General features: G+C 67.5%; 17 protein-coding genes. 13 read left to right on the top strand and 4 right to left on the bottom strand.

What is annotated here, in order from left to right; all coding sequences use genetic code 11:
• The first annotated feature begins 197 nt into the window (after positions 1-197).
• Genes ACPEE1_RS04915 through ACPEE1_RS04875 form a run of 9 tightly spaced genes read left to right on the top strand, consistent with a single transcriptional unit; the run spans position 198 to position 8,162 of the window.
• Positions 198-1,622 (top strand): TolC family protein, encoded by a 1,425-nt coding sequence (locus ACPEE1_RS04915; protein ID WP_423935415.1) that lies wholly within the window; start codon positions 198-200, stop codon positions 1,620-1,622.
• Entirely contained in the window at positions 1,619-2,764 is a 1,146-nt protein-coding gene (locus ACPEE1_RS04910) for an ABC transporter permease (protein ID WP_182343580.1), read from the top strand. The genes ACPEE1_RS04915 and ACPEE1_RS04910 overlap by 4 nt, the downstream gene beginning before the upstream one ends.
• An 11-nt stretch (positions 2,765-2,775) precedes the next feature.
• Complete coding sequence (locus ACPEE1_RS04905) at positions 2,776-3,510, top strand: ABC transporter ATP-binding protein (protein ID WP_116926506.1); 735 nt, start codon at positions 2,776-2,778, stop codon at positions 3,508-3,510.
• The gene (locus tag ACPEE1_RS04900; RefSeq protein ID WP_260718206.1) at positions 3,507-4,436 is read left to right on the top strand and encodes an HlyD family secretion protein; all 930 of its coding nucleotides are present in this window, start codon (positions 3,507-3,509) and stop codon (positions 4,434-4,436) included. Before ACPEE1_RS04905 ends, ACPEE1_RS04900 begins: the two co-directional genes overlap by 4 nt.
• Positions 4,429-5,139, top strand: a complete 711-nt coding sequence (locus ACPEE1_RS04895; protein WP_243419363.1) for an MtnX-like HAD-IB family phosphatase — start codon at positions 4,429-4,431, stop codon at positions 5,137-5,139. Before ACPEE1_RS04900 ends, ACPEE1_RS04895 begins: the two co-directional genes overlap by 8 nt.
• A complete protein-coding gene (locus tag ACPEE1_RS04890) occupies positions 5,136-6,071 on the top strand; it encodes an alpha/beta hydrolase (protein WP_116926507.1) in 936 nt (311 codons plus the stop codon). Before ACPEE1_RS04895 ends, ACPEE1_RS04890 begins: the two co-directional genes overlap by 4 nt.
• Positions 6,061-6,435 carry an EamA family transporter gene (locus ACPEE1_RS04885; RefSeq protein ID WP_116926508.1) on the top strand — a complete coding sequence of 125 codons (375 nt, stop codon included), beginning with the start codon at positions 6,061-6,063 and terminating at the stop codon, positions 6,433-6,435. The genes ACPEE1_RS04890 and ACPEE1_RS04885 overlap by 11 nt, the downstream gene beginning before the upstream one ends.
• A gap of 4 nt (positions 6,436-6,439) precedes the next feature.
• A complete protein-coding gene (locus ACPEE1_RS04880; RefSeq protein ID WP_260718207.1) occupies positions 6,440-6,889 on the top strand; it encodes a DMT family transporter in 450 nt (149 codons plus the stop codon).
• A 28-nt stretch (positions 6,890-6,917) separates the two neighbouring features.
• Entirely contained in the window at positions 6,918-8,162 is a 1,245-nt protein-coding gene (locus tag ACPEE1_RS04875; RefSeq protein ID WP_116926509.1) for a DegT/DnrJ/EryC1/StrS family aminotransferase, read from the top strand.
• On the opposite strand, the gene ACPEE1_RS04870 is transcribed toward ACPEE1_RS04875, so the two are convergent.
• From ACPEE1_RS04870 to ACPEE1_RS04860, 3 genes are read right to left on the bottom strand one after another with little or no spacing between them, the layout of a single operon-like run.
• Complete coding sequence (locus ACPEE1_RS04870; RefSeq protein ID WP_423935410.1) at positions 8,086-9,006, bottom strand: hypothetical protein; 921 nt, start codon at positions 9,004-9,006, stop codon at positions 8,086-8,088. The two genes, ACPEE1_RS04875 and ACPEE1_RS04870, sit on opposite strands and share 77 nt — an antisense overlap.
• Entirely contained in the window at positions 9,003-10,070 is a 1,068-nt protein-coding gene (locus ACPEE1_RS04865; RefSeq protein ID WP_243419365.1) for a GNAT family N-acetyltransferase, read from the bottom strand. The genes ACPEE1_RS04870 and ACPEE1_RS04865 overlap by 4 nt, the downstream gene beginning before the upstream one ends.
• Complete coding sequence (locus ACPEE1_RS04860; protein ID WP_260718209.1) at positions 10,067-11,449, bottom strand: aspartate aminotransferase family protein; 1,383 nt, start codon at positions 11,447-11,449, stop codon at positions 10,067-10,069. Before ACPEE1_RS04860 ends, ACPEE1_RS04865 begins: the two co-directional genes overlap by 4 nt.
• A 210-nt stretch (positions 11,450-11,659) precedes the next feature.
• On the opposite strand from ACPEE1_RS04860, the gene pssA reads away from it, so the two are divergent.
• Positions 11,660-12,283 (top strand): CDP-diacylglycerol--serine O-phosphatidyltransferase, encoded by a 624-nt coding sequence (gene pssA / locus ACPEE1_RS04855; RefSeq protein ID WP_182343595.1) that lies wholly within the window; start codon positions 11,660-11,662, stop codon positions 12,281-12,283.
• 342 nt (positions 12,284-12,625) lie between these two features.
• Here the strand turns inward: pssA and ACPEE1_RS04850 are convergent, their stop codons facing one another.
• Positions 12,626-14,323: an MBL fold metallo-hydrolase gene (locus tag ACPEE1_RS04850; RefSeq protein WP_182343597.1), complete on the bottom strand. Its 1,698-nt coding sequence runs from the start codon at positions 14,321-14,323 to the stop codon at positions 12,626-12,628.
• A gap of 174 nt (positions 14,324-14,497) precedes the next feature.
• Between ACPEE1_RS04850 and dapF the strand changes: the two genes are divergently transcribed.
• The 3 genes from dapF (at position 14,498) to ACPEE1_RS04835 (ending at position 17,059) form a co-directional block, all read left to right on the top strand.
• A complete protein-coding gene (dapF, locus tag ACPEE1_RS04845; RefSeq protein WP_116926513.1) occupies positions 14,498-15,370 on the top strand; it encodes a diaminopimelate epimerase in 873 nt (290 codons plus the stop codon).
• Between the two features lie 65 nt (positions 15,371-15,435).
• Positions 15,436-16,125, top strand: a complete 690-nt coding sequence (locus ACPEE1_RS04840) for a DUF484 family protein (RefSeq protein ID WP_260718210.1) — start codon at positions 15,436-15,438, stop codon at positions 16,123-16,125.
• Between the two features lie 4 nt (positions 16,126-16,129).
• Positions 16,130-17,059, top strand: a complete 930-nt coding sequence (locus ACPEE1_RS04835; protein WP_423935407.1) for a tyrosine recombinase XerC — start codon at positions 16,130-16,132, stop codon at positions 17,057-17,059.
• Positions 17,060-17,113 lie beyond the last annotated feature (54 nt).

Here is a 17,113-nt window from a genome sequence, read left to right as displayed (position 1 = left end):
GGGCGCCCAAAAGCGGTTGAAGCAAGCCATTATGACCGTCCCGCCCACCCGCTGCACGCCTTGGCGGCCTCCATGTTTTCTCCATCATTTGTGCAAGCTTACGCAAGCTTGGCAGGGTTGAATGGGCCGCATATTTGTCCTGCCTCTGCGGTCAGGCCGCCCCGGTCTGCACCGGCCAAGAACCGACTCCATTGCACGTGAAACCCTTGTTCTGCAAAACACTGCTGGCGCTGGCACCTGCCGCTTTGCTGGCCGGTTGCATGACGCCTGCGCAACCCCCGCTCAACCCCGACACCCCGGCGCAGTGGCGCCAGGCGGGCGGCAGCGCACCCCATGCGCATGCCGTCAAGGCCGCCGACCTGAGCGCCTGGTGGACGCTCCTGGGCGACCCGGCACTGGACAAGCTGGTGGAGCAAGCACTGGCCCAGAACCTCGATTTTGCCCAGGCGCAAGGCCGGCTTGAGGCCCAGCGCATTTTGCTGGGCACGGCCACCGCCGCCTACAAGCCAGCGTTCAGCGCCGGCGTGCGCACCTTGCAGGATGTGGCCGCCCTCGACTCCTACTTCCACGCCAGCCTGGACATGGGCTGGAACCTCGGCTTGTTTGGGGCCTATGAATCCAGTGCGCTCGATGGCCAGGCGCAACTGCTCGATGCCCAGGCGCAGTTGCAGGCTGCCAGGGTCCAGCTGGTCGCCCATGTGGTGCAGCGCTATCTGGACATCTGCGTGGCGCAGCAGCAACGCTTTGTGCTGGACCAGCAGCTGCAACTCGATGCGCGCCGGCTGCAGCTGCAGCAGGTGCGTGTGCAGCAGCGCATGGGCAGCGCCGAGCAAGTGCAGCAAGCCCATCTGGAGCTCAACCGCAGCCGCGCGCAGGAGGCCGATCTGCTGCAGCACCAGGCACGCGCAGCGCATGCGCTGGCTGCACTGCTGGGCCGCAGCGAGCCCGAAGCCGCCTGGCTGGCCACTTCCAGCACCCCCCACATCCCCAGCGCCACTGCGCTGCGCCTGCAAGTACTGCCCGCCGAGCTGCTGCGCAGCCGCCCGGCCATCCTGGCGGCCGAAGCCGCGGTGCAGCGCGCCGCCGCCGCAGCGGGCCTGTCGAACTCGGCGCTCTACCCCCGCTTTGCGCTGGGGGGCTCATTGCTGTACTCCTACAACCTGACGCAGAACCGCCGCTCCAGCTCCAACCAGGTGCCCTCGCTGGGCCCGGTGATCGACATTCCGCTGTTCGACTGGGGTCGACGGCGCGCGCAGGCCGATGCCGACGAGCTGGAGATGAACAACGCCGTCAAGGCCTACCGGCAAAGCGTGCTCGACGGCGTTGCCGATGTGGAAACCGCGCTGGCCGGCCTCACTGCCCAGCAGCAACGCCAGCAATCGCTCGATACCCAAACACCGCTGCTGCGCAGCCGCGCCCAACAGCGGCAGCGCCGCCAGCAGCTGGGCCTGGCCAGCGAGCTCGATACGCTGGAGCCCCGCCGCCAGCTGCTGCTGCACGCAAGCCAGCAGAGCGTGGCGCAAGCTGCTCAGGCGCTGGCCTGGGTGGCGCTGTTCCAGGCGCTGGGCGGCGCCCCACTGCCGCCGCAAACCCCACCCGGCACCGCAGGGGCCACGCCATGATTGCGCTGGCCCGCAAAACCCTGGTCTACGAATGGCGCCGCTTTGTCCCCTCGGTCTTCGCGGTGGGCTTTGCCGGTGTGCTGCTGGTGATGCAGGCCGCCCTGGTGCTGGGCATTTTCAGCTCGGCTGCCATCTACATCACCGCCAGCTCGGCTGACCTCTGGGTGGGCTACCCCGGCACGCAGAGCGTGAACTTTGGCCGCAACATCGGCCCCGATGTGGAAATGCGCCTGCGCATGGACCCGGACATCCGAGCCGTCGAGCCCTTTGTCTGGGTCGATGGCGACTGGCGTTCCAACCAAGAGGCAGGCCAGGGCGCCGGCGCGGTGTCGGTCTACCTCTCGGGCATTTCCACCGCCGGCACGGCCATGGTGTTCGATCGGGTCATTGCGCCCTGGCAGCGCAAGCTACTGCGCGAGCCCGGCGCCGTCATCGTCGACCGCGCCGATCTGGGCAGCCTGGCCACCCAGGAAGGCGGTACCGCCTGGATCAACAACCACCGTGTGCGCGTGGTCGCCGCCGTCGATGGCTTGCGCGGCCTGGGCGGTGTCAACGTGCTGGCATCGCTGGAGAGCGCGCACCAGATCGCTGGCAGCTCGCCCAGCCAGGGCAGCACCTACCTGCTGGCCCGGGTGCGCAAAGGTGTGGACAACCAGGCTGTGCAGCGGCGCCTGGGCAGCGAAGCGCGCAGCTTTGGCCCGCACGAGGTCTGGACTGCCGACAGCTTTGCGCACCGCTCCCAGCGCTACTGGATGCTCGATACCGGCGCGGGTGCTGGCGTGCTGTTCATGGCCATCGTCGTCTGCCTGGTCGGCGCGGTCGTCACCAGCCAGTCGCTCAAGAGCGTGGTCGCGGGCTCGGTGCGCGAATACGCGGTACTCAATGCGCTGGGCGTCAGCCGCGCGGCGCTGGGCCGGGTGGTGGTGGAGCAGGCCTGCTGGATCGGCGCTGCCGGCCTGCTGCTCACCACCATCGCCAGCGTGGCCCTGGTCTCGCTCGCCCAGGTCTACCGGGTGCCCGTTGCGCTCAACCTGCAAGCCGTGCTGGCCTGCGCTGCCCTGGTGGCCACGTTGGCGCTGCTGTCCGGCCTGGGCGCGATGCGCGTGCTGCTGCGCACCGACCCGGCCACCTTGCTGCGCTGAAGGACATCGCCATGCCCTCCCCTATCCCCGCCCCTCCAACACCCAGCCTGCAGGCCGTCGGATTGCGCAAGACCTATGTCTCGGGCGCCATCCGCATCCAGGTCCTGCAGGATCTGTCGGTAGATTTGTACGCCGGCGAGCTGACCCTGATATCCGGCCCCTCGGGCTGCGGCAAAAGCACCTTGCTGTCGCTGATGTCGGGCCTGCTCACCCCCGATGACGGCCAGACCTTTGCGCTGGGCCAGAACCTGACGACCATGCCCGTGCGCGAGATGGAGCGCTTTCGGCTGCTGCACACCGGCTTTGTGTTCCAGGGCTTCAACCTGTTCCCGGCGCTGACGGCGCTCGAGCAGGTGCAGCTGCCGCTGGGCTACCTGGGCATGCGGCGCGCCGAAACGTTGAAGCGGGCCCAGGATGCGCTCGATGAAGTCGGCCTGTCCCACCGCGCCCACATGCGGCCAGCCGAGCTTTCGGGTGGCGAAAAGCAGCGTGTGGCCATTGCCCGGGCGCTGGCCAAGGCGCCCCAGCTCTTGTTCGCCGATGAGCCCACCAGTGCGCTGGATGCCGAGAGCGGACAACGGGTGATCGACATCCTTCACCGCGTCGCGCGCAGCCATGGCACCACGGTGCTGTGCGTCAGCCACGACCCGCGCCTGGTCGGGCACGCCGACCGCGTACTGAATATGGAAGACGGTGCCGTCTACAGCGACCGGCGCCAAAACACCCTGATGGAGAACCCCGCGTGACCAAGATTCCCGCAACCCCCTGGCCCTTGCCGCAGGCCTGGCAGGTGCTGGGCCTGCTCTGCCTGGCTGCAGGCGGGCTCGCCGGCTGCTCACCGGCATCGGACAGCCCCCCCGCGCCCAGCACCAGCCAGCAGCACCAAAGCCCGGTCGCCGTAGCCCGGGGCAAGATTGAGGTCGACGGTGGCCTGCTGGAGCTGGCCACCGCCATCGATGGCACCGTCCAGCAGATCGCCGTGCGCGAGGGCCAGCAGGTGCAGGCCGGCCAGCTGCTGCTCAAGGTCCATGACGAAGACCTGCGCGCCGAGCTGGCCGTCGCCCAGTCCTCGTACCGCCTGGCCCAGGCCAAGCACAAGGCCCTGGCCGCCAAGCTGCCGCTGCTGCAGACCCAGCTCCAGCGCCTGCAGGCCGCCGCCCGCGATGGCGCAGCCGATCTGCAGGACGTGGACAACGCCCAGGCCGCGCTGCGCAATGCGCAGTCCGAGACCGAGGTGGCACAGGCCGAGGTGCAGCTGATGCAGACCAAGACCCAGCAGCTGCGCGAGCGCCAGCGCCTCTATGCGCTGCATGCGCCGGAAGCGGCCACCGTGGTGCATCTGCGCGCCCAGGTCGGCAGCCAGGTACATACCAGCCAGGCGGCAATGCGCCTGCTGCCGCTGCGCCCGCTGCGCATCCGCGCCGAGCTCAACGAGAGCTTTGCCGGCACGGTGCAAAAGGGCATGCGCGCCAGCGTGGTGCTGGACAACGACAGCGCCACCGCGCTGCCCGAGGCCCGGGTGCTGCGCATCAACCCCATGTACGGGCCGTCGACCTTGCAGGACGACGCCCAGCGCGGCCCGCTGCGCGTGGTCGAGTGCGTGCTCGAGTTCGAGACCGCCCCCATCCATGTGCGTGTAGGCCAGAACGTGAGAGTGAGCTTCCATGAATAAATACATGCTTGCGCAGGCGCCCGCTTGCCACAACACCACGGGCTGGATGGTCCAGTCCGACTTTGACGGCACGATCAGCCTGGTCGATGTCACTGACAGCCTGCTGCAGCGCTTTGGCCGGCCCGGCTGGACTGACCTGGAAGACGCCTGGGAGCGCGGCGAGATCGGCTCGCGCGCCTGCATGCAAGGCCAGGTCGCGCTGCTGGACATGAGCCAGCAGCAGCTGGACGCGCACCTGGACAGCATTGCGATCGACCCCGGCTTCCCCGGCTTTGTACAGGCAGCGCAGGCGCTGGGCCTGCGCGTGCAAGTGGTCAGCGACGGCATCGACTACGCCATCGAACATGTGCTGGCACGCCACGGCCTGGGCCATCTGGAGGTGATCGCCAACCGCCTGCTGCAGCAGGACACCCGCCGCTGGTCGCTGGAATCCCCCTGGGCCAGCCCGCACTGCAAGCGTGCCAGTGGCAACTGCAAATGCGAGCGCCTGGCCACGCAGAAAGCGCTGGCCGGCCGGGTGCTGTATGTGGGCGACAGCAGCTCGGACTTCTGCGTCTCGCACGAGGCCGACTATGTGCTGGCCAAGTACCGGCTGATCGGTCACTGCGAGCGCCATGGCATCGCCCATGCACCGTTCCAGGGTTTCAGCGATGCCACGCCCTGGCTCCTGCAGTTCATGCAGCAGCAGGAGGCCCTCGCATGAAGGCCAATGACGCACTCGCCCGCCATCTGGCCAGCCAACCCCAGGAAAGAGCGGCAGAAGCGGCCTTGCAGACGCTGTGCCTGACGCCCCATGAATTCGTCATGCCCGGCTCCGGCGCTGCCGCGCGCACCGGCGTGCTGTTGGTGCACGGCCTGACCGGCACCCCCGCCGAGATGCGCCTGCTGGCCAAGGGCCTTCACCGCGAAGGCTTTACCGTCTATGCGGTGCAACTGGCCGGCCACTGCGGCAGCATGCAGGACCTGGTGCAGACGCGCTGGACCGACTGGCTCGCCAGCGTGCAGTCGGCGCTGCTGCGCTTTGGGCCCCATGTCGACCGGGTCGTCGTCGGCGGCCTGTCGATGGGCGCCTTGCTGTCGCTGGCGGTAGCCACCTCCCACCCGCGCCAGGTGGCGGGGGTGGCTGCGCTGTCCACCACGTTCCGCTATGACGGCTGGAGCATTCCCAGCTACACCAAGCTGGCCTTTTTGCTGCCGCTGTTCCGCCTGCTGGGCATTGGCCGCCACCGCGTGTTCATGGAAGCACCGCCCTACGGCATCAAGGACGAGGCCTTGCGCGCCAGGGTTGTCGCGCAAATGCACGGTGGCGACAGCGCTGCCGCGGGCCTGCCCGGCAATCCCTGGTGGTCCATCATCGAGCTGCGCAGGCTCTCGGCCCATGTCCGCAGCCACCTGCGGGATTTGCGCGCGCCATGCCTGGCCATCCACGCCAAGGAAGACGACATCTCCCACCGCTCCAATGCCGAGGACATCGCCGCTGGCGCCGTCCATGCGCAGGTCGAGGTCGTGCTGCTCGACAACTGCTACCACATGATCACCATCGACCGCGAGCGCCGCACGGTGATCGCCAAGGTGCATGACTTTGTAGCCCGCCTTGGTGGCATACCAACACAGGCCGCCACCCATGGGCACTGAGATCAACCCCCTAGTCATCAGCCTGTGGCTGGTCAATGTGCTGGTCGACAGCGGCGGGCAGCTGGCTTTCAAGGCCGCCGCCAGCCAGACCCCGGGCACGGCCACCGGCATGGCGCACTGGCGCTTCATGCTCGTGCGCCCCTGGATCTGGATCGGCGGCGCCTGCTATGTGATCGAGTTTGTCGCCTGGCTGGCCTTTTTGTCGCTGGTGCCCCTGTCCGATGGCGTGCTGCTGGGCAGCATCAACATCGTGGCCATCATGGTGGCCGGGCGCATTCTGTTCAAGGAAAAGCTCGCACCGATGCGGGTCGCGGGCATTGTGCTCGTCTCCATTGGCGTGGCCGTCGTGGGCCTCAAGGGGTGATGGCATGAAGCGCTTCTACCTGGTCGGCTTTCTGGTGCTGATGGCCTTTGACACGCTGGCCCAGCTGAGCTTCAAGAAGGCGGGCGATGCCGCGCTGCCGCTGGAGTTCAGCCCCTCCTGGCTCTGGCGCGTGTTTGCCCAGCCCTGGATCTATGGCGCGCTGGTCGGCTATATCGGCGCCTTCTTCACCTGGATGCATCTGCTGCGGCGCGCGCCGGTCGGCCCGGCTTTTGCCGCCTCGCACCTGGAGATCATCTCGGTGCTGCTGCTGTCGCACTATCTGTTCCAGGAGACCATCGGCCTGCCCCAGATTCTGGGCTGCGCGTTCATCATCGCCGGCATTGCCTGCCTGGCGGTGAGCGAAGCCCAGGACCATGGCGCCGCCGAGCCGGCAGAGAAGTTGGCACAGGGCCCGGCGGACAGCGCGGCAGGCGCCAGCGCGGCCGCCCGCTGATGGCAGGCAACCGCCAGGGCCCCCAGCGATGACTGCGCGCCGCATCACGGTACCGCCCACCGCCGGCCTGCCACTGCAGCTGGGCGATCTGCGCCCCTGGGGGGACCCGCGGCTAGACCGGGCGCTGGCCACCTGGCTGGGCGTGGACGAGGTGCTGCTGGAGTGCTCGGGCACCTCCGCGCTGATGCTGGCATTGCGAACCCTGCAGCAGCGGGCCCCCGAGCGCTGCGAAGTCGTGGTGCCCGCCTACACCTGCCCGCTGGTGGCCATGGCTGTGGCGCAGTGCGGCCTGCAGCTGCGGCTGTGTGATCTGTCGCCCGACCGCCTGGACCTGGATGGCAACGCGCTCGACGCGCTGCTCAGCCACCGCACCCTGGCCGTGGTACCCACCCACCTGGGCGGCCGGGTGGCCGATGTCGCGAGCCTGCTGCCCCGCGCCCAGGCCTGCGGCGCCTATGTGATCGAAGACGCCGCCCAGGCCCTGGGCGCCCGCGTGCACGGCCGCAGCGTGGGCTTGCAGGGCGATATCGCGCTGTTCAGCCTGGCGGTGGGCAAAGGCCTGAGCACCTATGAAGGCGGCGTGCTGCTGGCACGCGAGCCGGTGCTGATGGCAGCGCTGCGCGCGCAGCACCAGCAATCCATACGGCCCCACCTCGCCTGGGAGCTGCGCCGCAGCCTGGCGCTGCTCGGATACACCGCAGCCTATCGGCCGGCGCTGCTGGACGCCGTCTACGGCGCCCCCTTGCGGCGCAGCCTGGCGCGGGGCGACTGGGTGGAGGCGGCCGGCGATGATTTTGACAGCCAGATCCCGCAGCACAGCCTGGGCGCCGGGCGCCAGCGCGTAGCCCTGCGCGCACTGGTGCGGCTGCGTGGGCACTGGGAGCAGGCCCAGCAGCAGGCGCAGCAGCGCATCACTCAGCTGCGCGCCCTGCCGGGTTTGGAGGTGGTGGACGATGCCGCGCCCCAGGCGCAGGGCATCTGGCCGGTGATTCTGCTGCGCCTGCCCAGCGCCGCCCAGCGCGATGCGCTGATGCAGGCGCACTGGGCGAGCGGCTGGGGCCTGTCGCTGCCCTTCAGCCAGGTGCTGCCCGACTACGCGCGCTACGCGCCCCTGCTGGGCGAGGCCCTGCACGACCCGGTGCCGCAGGCCCGCGACTGGGCGCAGCGCCTGCTGGCCATCAGCAACAGCGCCTGGCTCAGCGATGCGCTGTTTGCCCAGCTGCTGGCGGCGCTGACGCGGACGCTGACAAGGCCGCCAGCAGCCGCTGGTTGAGCGCATGCTGCCCTGCCTGGGCCTGCGCCAGCGCCTGTGCATCCATGGCCGTGTCCTGCCCATCACCGGCACTCAGCCAGCGCTTCCACCAGGTGGCATAGCGCCACGAAGACACATCGCCGGTGATATCGCTGCCCACGAGCTGGCCCTCCAGCGCTGCAATGATGCCCAGCGCCTGCGCCGCGCGCATCTGGCCCTGGTCCCAGTTGGTGGTGACCACGTCGGTGGCAAACACATCCTTGTCGATGCTCAGGTAGGTGCTTTGGCGCTCGCGCGCCAGGGTTGCCGCCAAGGCATCGGTCAATGCATCGAGGCTGGGGAACGCGCGAAAGGCGGCCGACAGGCCCAGGCGCCGCGCCCAGCCCGTGTCCACGCCGCAGCTCCAGTAGCTGAGCTTGCCGCCACGCAGCGGGCCCAGGTAGTTCTCCCAGGCGTGGCCGGCGCCAATGTCAGCGGAGGTGATGCCCGCCACATGCACATGCGCTACCGCCGGGTGCATGGCAATGCGCCGTACCCAGGAGCCGCAATGCACGCCCCAGGGAAAGCGCATGTTGTCGGGGTGGTTGTCCAGCACCACCACGCGCAGCGGGCGCGCCGCTGTGTAGCCCTGGCGCGCGATGCAGTGCTCGATCAGCAGCCAGGACAGGTGGTGGAAATCGCCACTGCCCATCCAGGCCGTGCCATGCTGCGCGGGCAGTTGCGCCTGCACATGGCGGCGGAACTGCTGGTAGCGGCCCAGCGATGACCCAAAACGGATCGCCTCCTGCCAGTCGCCCAGCGGCAGCCGCAGCTCGCCGGCCAAGGGGCCGACAGAGCCATCGACATCGAGCACCAAGGGGGTCATCGCTGCTCCTGCCATGCGCGGTCACTTTCAAAATGCCGGGAAAACCGCCGCCCCAAGGCCCGAAGCAGCGGGTTGCGGATGTAGACCGCATGCTGGGTAAACGTGAAGCTGGCGCCCAATTGCGCCTTGACCTCGGGATCGGTCCAGCCGGCCACATAGTGTGACAGGCCGCATTCGAGCGCATATTCCAGGTTCACCATCCAGCTGACGAAGTACAGGTTGGTCTGGCGCGCACGCGGGTAGGACAGGCCGATGTATTTGTCGACCAGGCGCCCATCATGGGCAAAGCACAGGTTCCAGCCCAGCAGGGCACCATCCTGCGCATCGCGGTACTCGAACACCAGGCCCTGGTTGCTGGCGTCGCGCAGCACCGCGGCAAAAAAGCTGCGTGTGAGCTTGTCGAAATGCAGCGTGCTTTGTGCATACACGGCCTCGAACAGCGCGTAGTAGGCATCGACCAGCTGCTCGTCGGCAAAGGCCGGGCCGGTGGGAATGCGGCGGATCTGCAGCTGGCTGCGGCTCTTGAGCTTGCGGCGCAGGTCGGAGCGCCGGTTCTTCGACAGCCGCGCCAGGTAGGCATCGATGCGCTCGAAATCGATAGGGACATAGGCCAGCGCCTGGCCTTCGACCAGGATGAAGCCCTGGTGCTGGAGCGCCTGGGCCAGCCGGCGGGCATCGGCATTGTCGGCCGGGGGCAGCAGCGGCGAGTCCTGCGGCAGGTCCTTGACGACGGTCAGCATGCAGCGCCCCGCGTGGCGGCGCAGCTCACCAGCGAGCTTGTCCATCGCCACCTCCGGGGGCAGCACCAGGTACTCGCTCAGTGTCGAGCCGACAAAATCGGTGCGCAGCCGCAAGCGCTGCGCCAGCCAGGCACCGCCGGGCAGCCGTAGCACCCAGCGCTTGACGGCCGCGTCGGCCGTGGTCAGCAGATCGAAGGGCGCGCGAAAGGCCGGAAACGGCCGGTCCGAGCGCACCACAAAGCCCTCGGGCGGATGCGCGGCAAACTGCCCGATCAGTGCCGAGGGCTCCAACTGGTTGCGCGCAGGGCGCAGTGGCTCGCTCAAGCGCAGGACCGCTTGGCCAGGCTGATCAGCTGGTCGAGCAGCACCAGCGCTTCGTCGATCTCGCTGCGGCTGATCATCAGCGATGGCGCGAAGGTGATCACGTTCTTGTAGTAGCCGCCCACGTCCAGCACCAGGCCGCGTCGTTGGCCCTGGTATTCGAGCTTGCCTTCGAGGCCCAGGTCCACCATCTTGTCGAGCAGCGCCTTGTTGGGGGTAAAGCCGTCTGCCGTGCAGATCTCGGCGCGCAGCGCCAGGCCCATGCCGTCGACATCGCCGATTTCCGGGTGGCGCTTTTGCAGCTGGCGCAGACCATCGAGGAAATAGGCCCCCGACTCGCGCACCTGGCGGCCAAAGTCCATCTCGTGCGTCATCTTCATCACTTCCAGGCCCAGCGCCGTGCCCAGCGGGTTGGAGGCAAAGGTCGAATGGGTCGAGCCTGGCGGGAACACCGTGGGGTTGATCAGCTCTTCACGGGCCCACAGGCCCGACAGCGCGTTCAAGCCATTGGTCAGCGCCTTGGCAAACACCAGCACATCGGGCTTGACGCCAAAGTTCTCCACCGACCACAGCGTGCCGGTGCGCCAGAAGCCCATCTGGATTTCGTCGACCACCATCAGCACGCCATGGTCGTCGAGCACCTTCTTGAGGCCCTTGAAGAAATTGGGCGGTGGCACGACGTAGCCGCCGGTGCCCTGGATCGGCTCCACATAGAAGGCCGCGTACTCGCACTGCTGGGTCTTGGGATCCCAGACGGCGTGGTATTCGTTCTCGAACTTGCGCGCAAACTCCTGCACGATGGACTCCGCATATTCTTCGGAGGTCATGCCCTTGGGGCGGCGGAAGGGGTAGGGGAAGGGAATGAACTGCGCGCGGTCGCTGAAGTGGCCAAAGCGGCGGCGGTAGCGGTAGCTGGAGGTGATGCTCGACGCCCCCAGGGTGCGGCCATGGTAGCCACCTTCAAACGCGAACATCAGGCTTTTGCCATGGGTGGCATTGCGCACGACCTTGAGCGAATCCTCAATCGCCTGGGCACCGCCCACATTGAAGTGCACGCGGCCTGGCATGCCCCATTTTTTCTCGGCATCTTGCGCAATGAACTTGGCCAGCTCGATCTTGGTCGGGTGCAGGTACTGGCTGGCCACCTGGGGCAGCTCGCGCAACTGCTCGATCATCTTGTCTTCCAGGCGCTTGTTCTTGTAGCCGAAGTTGACGGCCGAGTACCACATCTGCAAATCCAGGTAAGGCGTGCCGGCCTGGTCAAACATGTAGCTGCCCTCGCAGCCGCTGAAGATCTTGGGGGGGTTGACGTAGTGAACGGTGTCGCCAAAAGAGCAGTATTGGGCTTCGTCAGCCAGCAGTTGTTCGGTATTGAAAGTCACGGCACAGGGCTCCAGTTTTGAGTGCCGCCAGTCTGGCCCTGCAATGTTGTGGCTCCGCCTACATTGTTTGTAGGATTGATGGAGATCTTGCCCGCTTGATGGAGCACGGCCTGCGCCCGGTTTGGCGCTGGCCGATACTGGGTGTACCATGGTCGCAACCAGGGCGCCCCCAGAGGCGGCCCGTGCATTTGAGCCGCAGACATCCTATCCATGAATAGTCCACACAAACGTTTTTCGATGATTCGCGAGTTCCACCTCGCTGACTGGTTCACCTTGGGCAATGCCGTCTGCGGCGTGGGCGCGCTGTTCTCGGCGATGACCTTTCTGGAGACCTCGGACCGCCGGCACATCTACTTTGCCGCCGCCCTGGTGCTGGCCGCGCTGGTCTTCGACATCTTTGATGGCCGCATTGCGCGCTGGCGGCAAAAGTCATCGGCGATGGGGCGCGAGCTCGATTCGCTCGCCGATGTGATCTCGTTCGGTGTGGCGCCAGCCATCATTGCCTATGCCTGCGGCATGCAAGGCCTGTGGGACCGCATTGTGCTGGGCTACTTTGTGGCCTGCGGCGTCTCGCGCCTGGCGCGCTACAACGTGACCGCAGAATCACTGTCAGAGGGGCCATCGGGCAAGGTGAAGTATTTCGAAGGCACCCCCATCCCCACCTCGATCGTGCTGGTGGCCCTGCTCGCGCTGGCCGCCGTGATGAACGCGGTGCGCGCCGATCTGTGGTTTGGCAAAGTGCTGATCGGCGGCTTTACCCTGCACCCGCTGGTGCTGCTGTTTGCAGTCTCGGGCTCGCTGATGATCAGCCGTATCAAGATCCCCAAGCTGTAAGAACCTGTTCAAAGTCCCTACGCAGCCGCGTTGGAGTGCAATCGGGATGAGTTCGAAGGGGTGGAACGCAGCTTGCACCGGGGTGCAAGCAAGAGCCAGCGCGCAGAAATCGCCCGATTTCACTCCAACCCGTAGGGACAGTGGCTTTGTGGGCGCCCGGCAAGGGGTGCCCGACTAGGGCCGCCCGGGCAGGGGCGGTCTGCATTGTTGCAAATCCTCGCAATAGCTGGGCTATTGCTGCGGTGTTGCGCGGCTGGGCGCCCCCCCTAGCATCCCCTCCCACAAAGACACTGTCGCGGCGCGAGGGGTTCTATGCACTTGGGCGCAATGCCCAAGCCTGCCTCACATCCCGCGAATATGCTCCACATGCGCCAGCAGTGAGCGCTTGGCCACCGGCCACAGCCGCTCGGGCGTGTCGGCATAGGCGATCGCCACCCAGTCTTCCGGCGTGCCATCGGGCGCCTGGGCCATTGCATCGCGCACCTTCTCCTCGCGCGCCATGCGGTGCGCATGCAGCTTGGCAATCACCTGCAGCGGCTGGGCCAGCACATAGCCATGGGCCGGCAGGATAAAGCCGATCTGCCCTTGCTCGCAGGCGCTGGCCAGCTTGGCGAGCGATGCCAGGTAGAGGCGCATATTGCCGTCGGGCGGGTCCACCACCGTCGTGCTGCCGTTCAGGATATGGTCGCCGCTGAACAGCAGGCCGTCTTCTTCCAGCACCAGGCAGACATGGTTAGCCGCATGGCCTGGCGTGTGCAGCACGCGCAGGCTGTGGCTGCGCGCCGGGTCGCTAGGGTGTGCCAGCTGCAGCACCTGGCCGTCCTGCAGCGCCTGGTCCGGCGTGAACTGGCTGCCGGCCCTTGCAGTGCAGGCAGAAGCCAGCCCCCAGATCACCGGTTTGCTGCGCCCTGCCTGGGCCACCAGCGCCTGCAGCGGCGCCGCGCCCGGTGAGTGGTCGGGATGCGAATGGGTGCAGACGATGGCGCGGATATCGCCCCCGGTGGCGGCCAGGATGCGCGCCAGGTGCGGGTCGTCCTGCGGCTGCGGCTTGGGGCCGGGGTCGACCACGATGTAGCCGGTCTCGGCATCACCGACCAGATAGGTGTTGGTGCCCGGGCCGGTCATCGTGCCGCCGTTGTCGGCCGTCAGGCGCTGCACGTTCTTCAACAGCGGCACCGGCTGAGCGCTCTGCCAGCCCAGCGCATGGTGCAGCTGGCCATCGGGGCAGACCAGGGCCAGCTCGCCATAGGCAGTCTCATGCTCCATAAAACGCCGCACCTCGCCATCGACCATCGCGCCACGCGGCATCGACTGCCACAGCCATTGGCCCGGCTGCACCTGCTGCAGCGCCTGCAGCACATCAAGCAGCGCCTGCACCGTGGGGTAGGCGGCCAGGCGCTCCAGGGTGACCCGGGTGGGGAACATCACCGTCATCTGCCCATCGGCTGCGCGCTGCAAGGCCTGCGCGGGGTGCACCCACAGCGCCTCGAACTGTTCGGTGTCGTCGGTGACCGGTTCCTGGCCCTCGGGCATGCGTGCCACGAAGAAGGGCACATCAAAGCGGATCGGTATTTCCTGCGCGGCCGTCCATCGTGCCAGCGGCCACAGCATATCGGCCGCCAAGGTCAGCCCCAGCGCCGCGCACTGGGGCAGCAGCGGCTGGCTGCGGTCCATGCCCGCCACCTCGGCCTGGCTGGCCCAGCGGCCATCGGCGTGGCGGGCCAGCAGCACGCCCATCTCCTCCAGGCTCTCGCGGATCGCGGCCTGGGCATAGGTCAGCTCCTCGGTGGTCTGCGCCGTTCGGCGCGCCAGCAGGTCGTGGTGCAGGGCATCGCTGGCATCGACGGCGCCACCGGGGAACACATAGTGCCCCGCCGCAAAGCGGGCCTGGTCGGAGCGGCGCGACATCAGCACCTCCAGCCGCGTCGCACCCGGCCCGCCTTGGGGGTCTGGCGCATCGCGCAGGAACAAGGCCGTGGCGGCTGCGCGGGCCGGTGCGGGCTCGCGTTGCGCATGGAGAAGCTGGCTGGAACGGGTCATGGGGCCATTATCAACACTTGCATGGCCGGGCTGTGTCACCGGCAGGGCGGGCGGGGCTGGCGCAGGCCCCAGACTGTCCGCATCTGCAACCTCGGCGCACGCCACGGTTGACAGCTTCTTGCGCCCTCTGCCCCGTTGCGCATCGGACCGGGCCCAAAAAGCGATAATAGCCAGATGGACATCCGTTTTACCAAGATGCAAGGCGCCGGCAATGATTTTGTCGTGCTCGACGAGACCGCCGGCCCGCTGGGTCTGCGTGCCGACCAGTACCGCTTTCTGGCCGACCGCCATTTTGGCGTGGGCGCCGACCAGATCCTGACGGTGCGGCCCTCGCCCGCCCCTGGGATCGATTTCGAATACCTGATCCACAACGCCGATGGCGGCGAGGTGGAGCAATGCGGCAATGGCGCGCGCTGTTTTGCCCGTTTTGTGTATGACAAGGGCCTGACCGACAAGCAGGCGATCCGGGTCCAGACCCAAAAAGGCGTGATCGCCCCCGAGTTGATGGCCGATGGCCGCGTCACCGTCAACATGGGCCAGCCACGCCTGGTGCCAGAAGACGTCCCCTTCAACACCAGCGGCCTCACGCCGGTGGCCCAGCACCACACGCAGAAATGGCCGTTGGCGCTGCAGGTGCCGGTCGATCCAACTACCGTGTTCATCGTGCCCGTGTCCATGGGCAACCCGCATGCGGTGATGCTGGTCGACGATGTGGATACCGCGCCGGTCGAATCCCAAGGCCCGGTACTGGAATCCCACCCGCGCTTTCCCGAGCGCGTGAATGTCGGCTTTTTGCAGGTGCAAACGGCGCATCAGGTGCGGCTGCGGGTGTTCGAGCGCGGCACCGGCGAGACCCTGGCCTGCGGCACCGGCGCCTGCGCGGCGGTGGTGGCCGGCATTGAGCTGGGCCTGCTGCAAAGCCCGGTGGATGTGCAGACCCGGGGCGGCCTGCTGACCATTGCCTGGAGCGGCCAGGCCGCCGACCCGGTGATGATGACCGGCCCGGCCACGACGGTGTTCGAAGGTGAGATCAGCATTCCGGACTAGTCTTAGCGCGGCATACTGCGGTGACCGAACGAGGAGACGGCGAACAGCCGATACGAGAGAGACCGATGAGCGCAAACAACCAGGTTCCCCCCATTACCGAAGAAGACATCGCCGAGTTCCTGGTGCAGACACCGGATTTCTTCGAGCGCCAGGCCCAGGTACTGACCGGCGTGCACATGGTCAGCCCCTACGGCAACCGCACCGTCAGCCTGCAGGAGCGCCAGGCCGAGATGCTGCGCGACAAGATCAAGGGCCTGGAGCACCGCATCATGGACATGATGCGCAACGGCAGCCAGAACCACCACACCATCGACCGCATCCACCACTGGACCTGCGATGTGGTCAAGACCCGCAACCCGCTGCAGCTGCCCGAGGTGATTGCCGAGAGCTTGATGCAGCACTTCGAGGTGCCCCAGGTGGCGCTGCGTCTGTGGGATGTGGCCGAGACCTACCTGAACGAGCCCTTTGCCCAGGGCGTGAGCGCCGATGCCCGCAGCTTTGCCAGCTCGCTGTCCACCCCCTACTGCGGCCCCAATGTTGGCGTCGAGCCGGCCGGCTGGCTGCCCGACAGCGCCCAGGTGCAGTCGGTGGTGCTGCTGCCGCTGCGCGATGGCGCCATCCTGGGCGACACGCCTGCCTGGGGCCTGCTGGTACTGGGCTCGCCCGATCCGGCCCGCTTCGAGGCCGACATGGACACCGACCTGCTCGAGCGCATTGGCGAGATTGCCGCCAGCGTGCTCTGCCGCCTGCGCTAGTCCCATGGACACCGCCGCGCTCAGCGCTCCCATGCTCCAGTACCTGGAGCATGTGCGCGTGCAAAAGCGGCTGGCACCACGCACGCACACGCTCTACACGCTGGATTTGCAGCGCCTGTCGGCCATGGCCGCCGAGGCCCATACCGAGGTGCTGCAGCTCGGCCCCCAGCACATCCGCCGCTTTGTCGCGCAGATGCATGCCGCTGGCCGCAGCGGCCGGGGCATTGCGCTGATCCTGAGCGGCTGGCGTGGCTTTTTTACCTGGGCCGGCCGCGAAGGCCTGGTCGAGCGCAACCCGGTGCAGGATGTGCGCGCCCCCAAATCCCCCAAGCCGCTGCCCAAGGCCTTGTCGGTCGACGATGCCGTGCGCTTTGCCGAATCCAGCCAGGCCCAGGGCGACCCCTGGGTGCAGGCGCGCGACAGCGCGATGGTTGAGCTGCTCTACGGCAGTGGCCTGCGTGTGGGCGAGCTGGTGGGCCTGGATACCGCCGCCAGCGTGCAGGCGCTGGGCTGGATCGATAGGGACGCAGCCGAGGCCCATGTGCTGGGCAAGGGCAGCAAGCGCCGCGTGGTGCCGGTGGGCAAGGCCGCGCTGGCCGCGCTGCAGGCTTGGCTGGCCGTGCGCGACCAGGTGGCGCCCTGCGATGCGGCGCTGTTCATCGGCGTGCGCGGCGCCCGCCTGTCGGCCGCCAGCGTCTGGCAGCGCCTGCGCGAGCGCAGCCTGGTTGCCGGCATAACCACCCCCGTGCACCCGCACATGCTGCGCCACTCCTTTGCCAGCCATGTGCTGCAGTCCAGCCAGGATTTGCGCGCCGTGCAGGAGCTGCTGGGCCACGCCAGCATCACCACCACCCAGGTCTATACCCGGCTGGATTTTCAGCACTTGGCCCAGGTCTACGACCAGGCCCATCCGCGCGCCCGTAAAAAGGACTGAGTCCGCCGAGCTCAAAAAGACAAAACGGCCACCGATCTACATCGGAGGCCGTTT

Source organism: Comamonas sp. 23, assembly GCF_049601575.1.
GTDB classification, from domain to species: Bacteria; Pseudomonadota; Gammaproteobacteria; order Burkholderiales; family Burkholderiaceae_C; genus Comamonas; species Comamonas squillarum.
The sequence above is the reverse complement of the archived record's forward strand: the minus strand, read 5'-3'. Positions and strand labels throughout refer to the sequence as shown.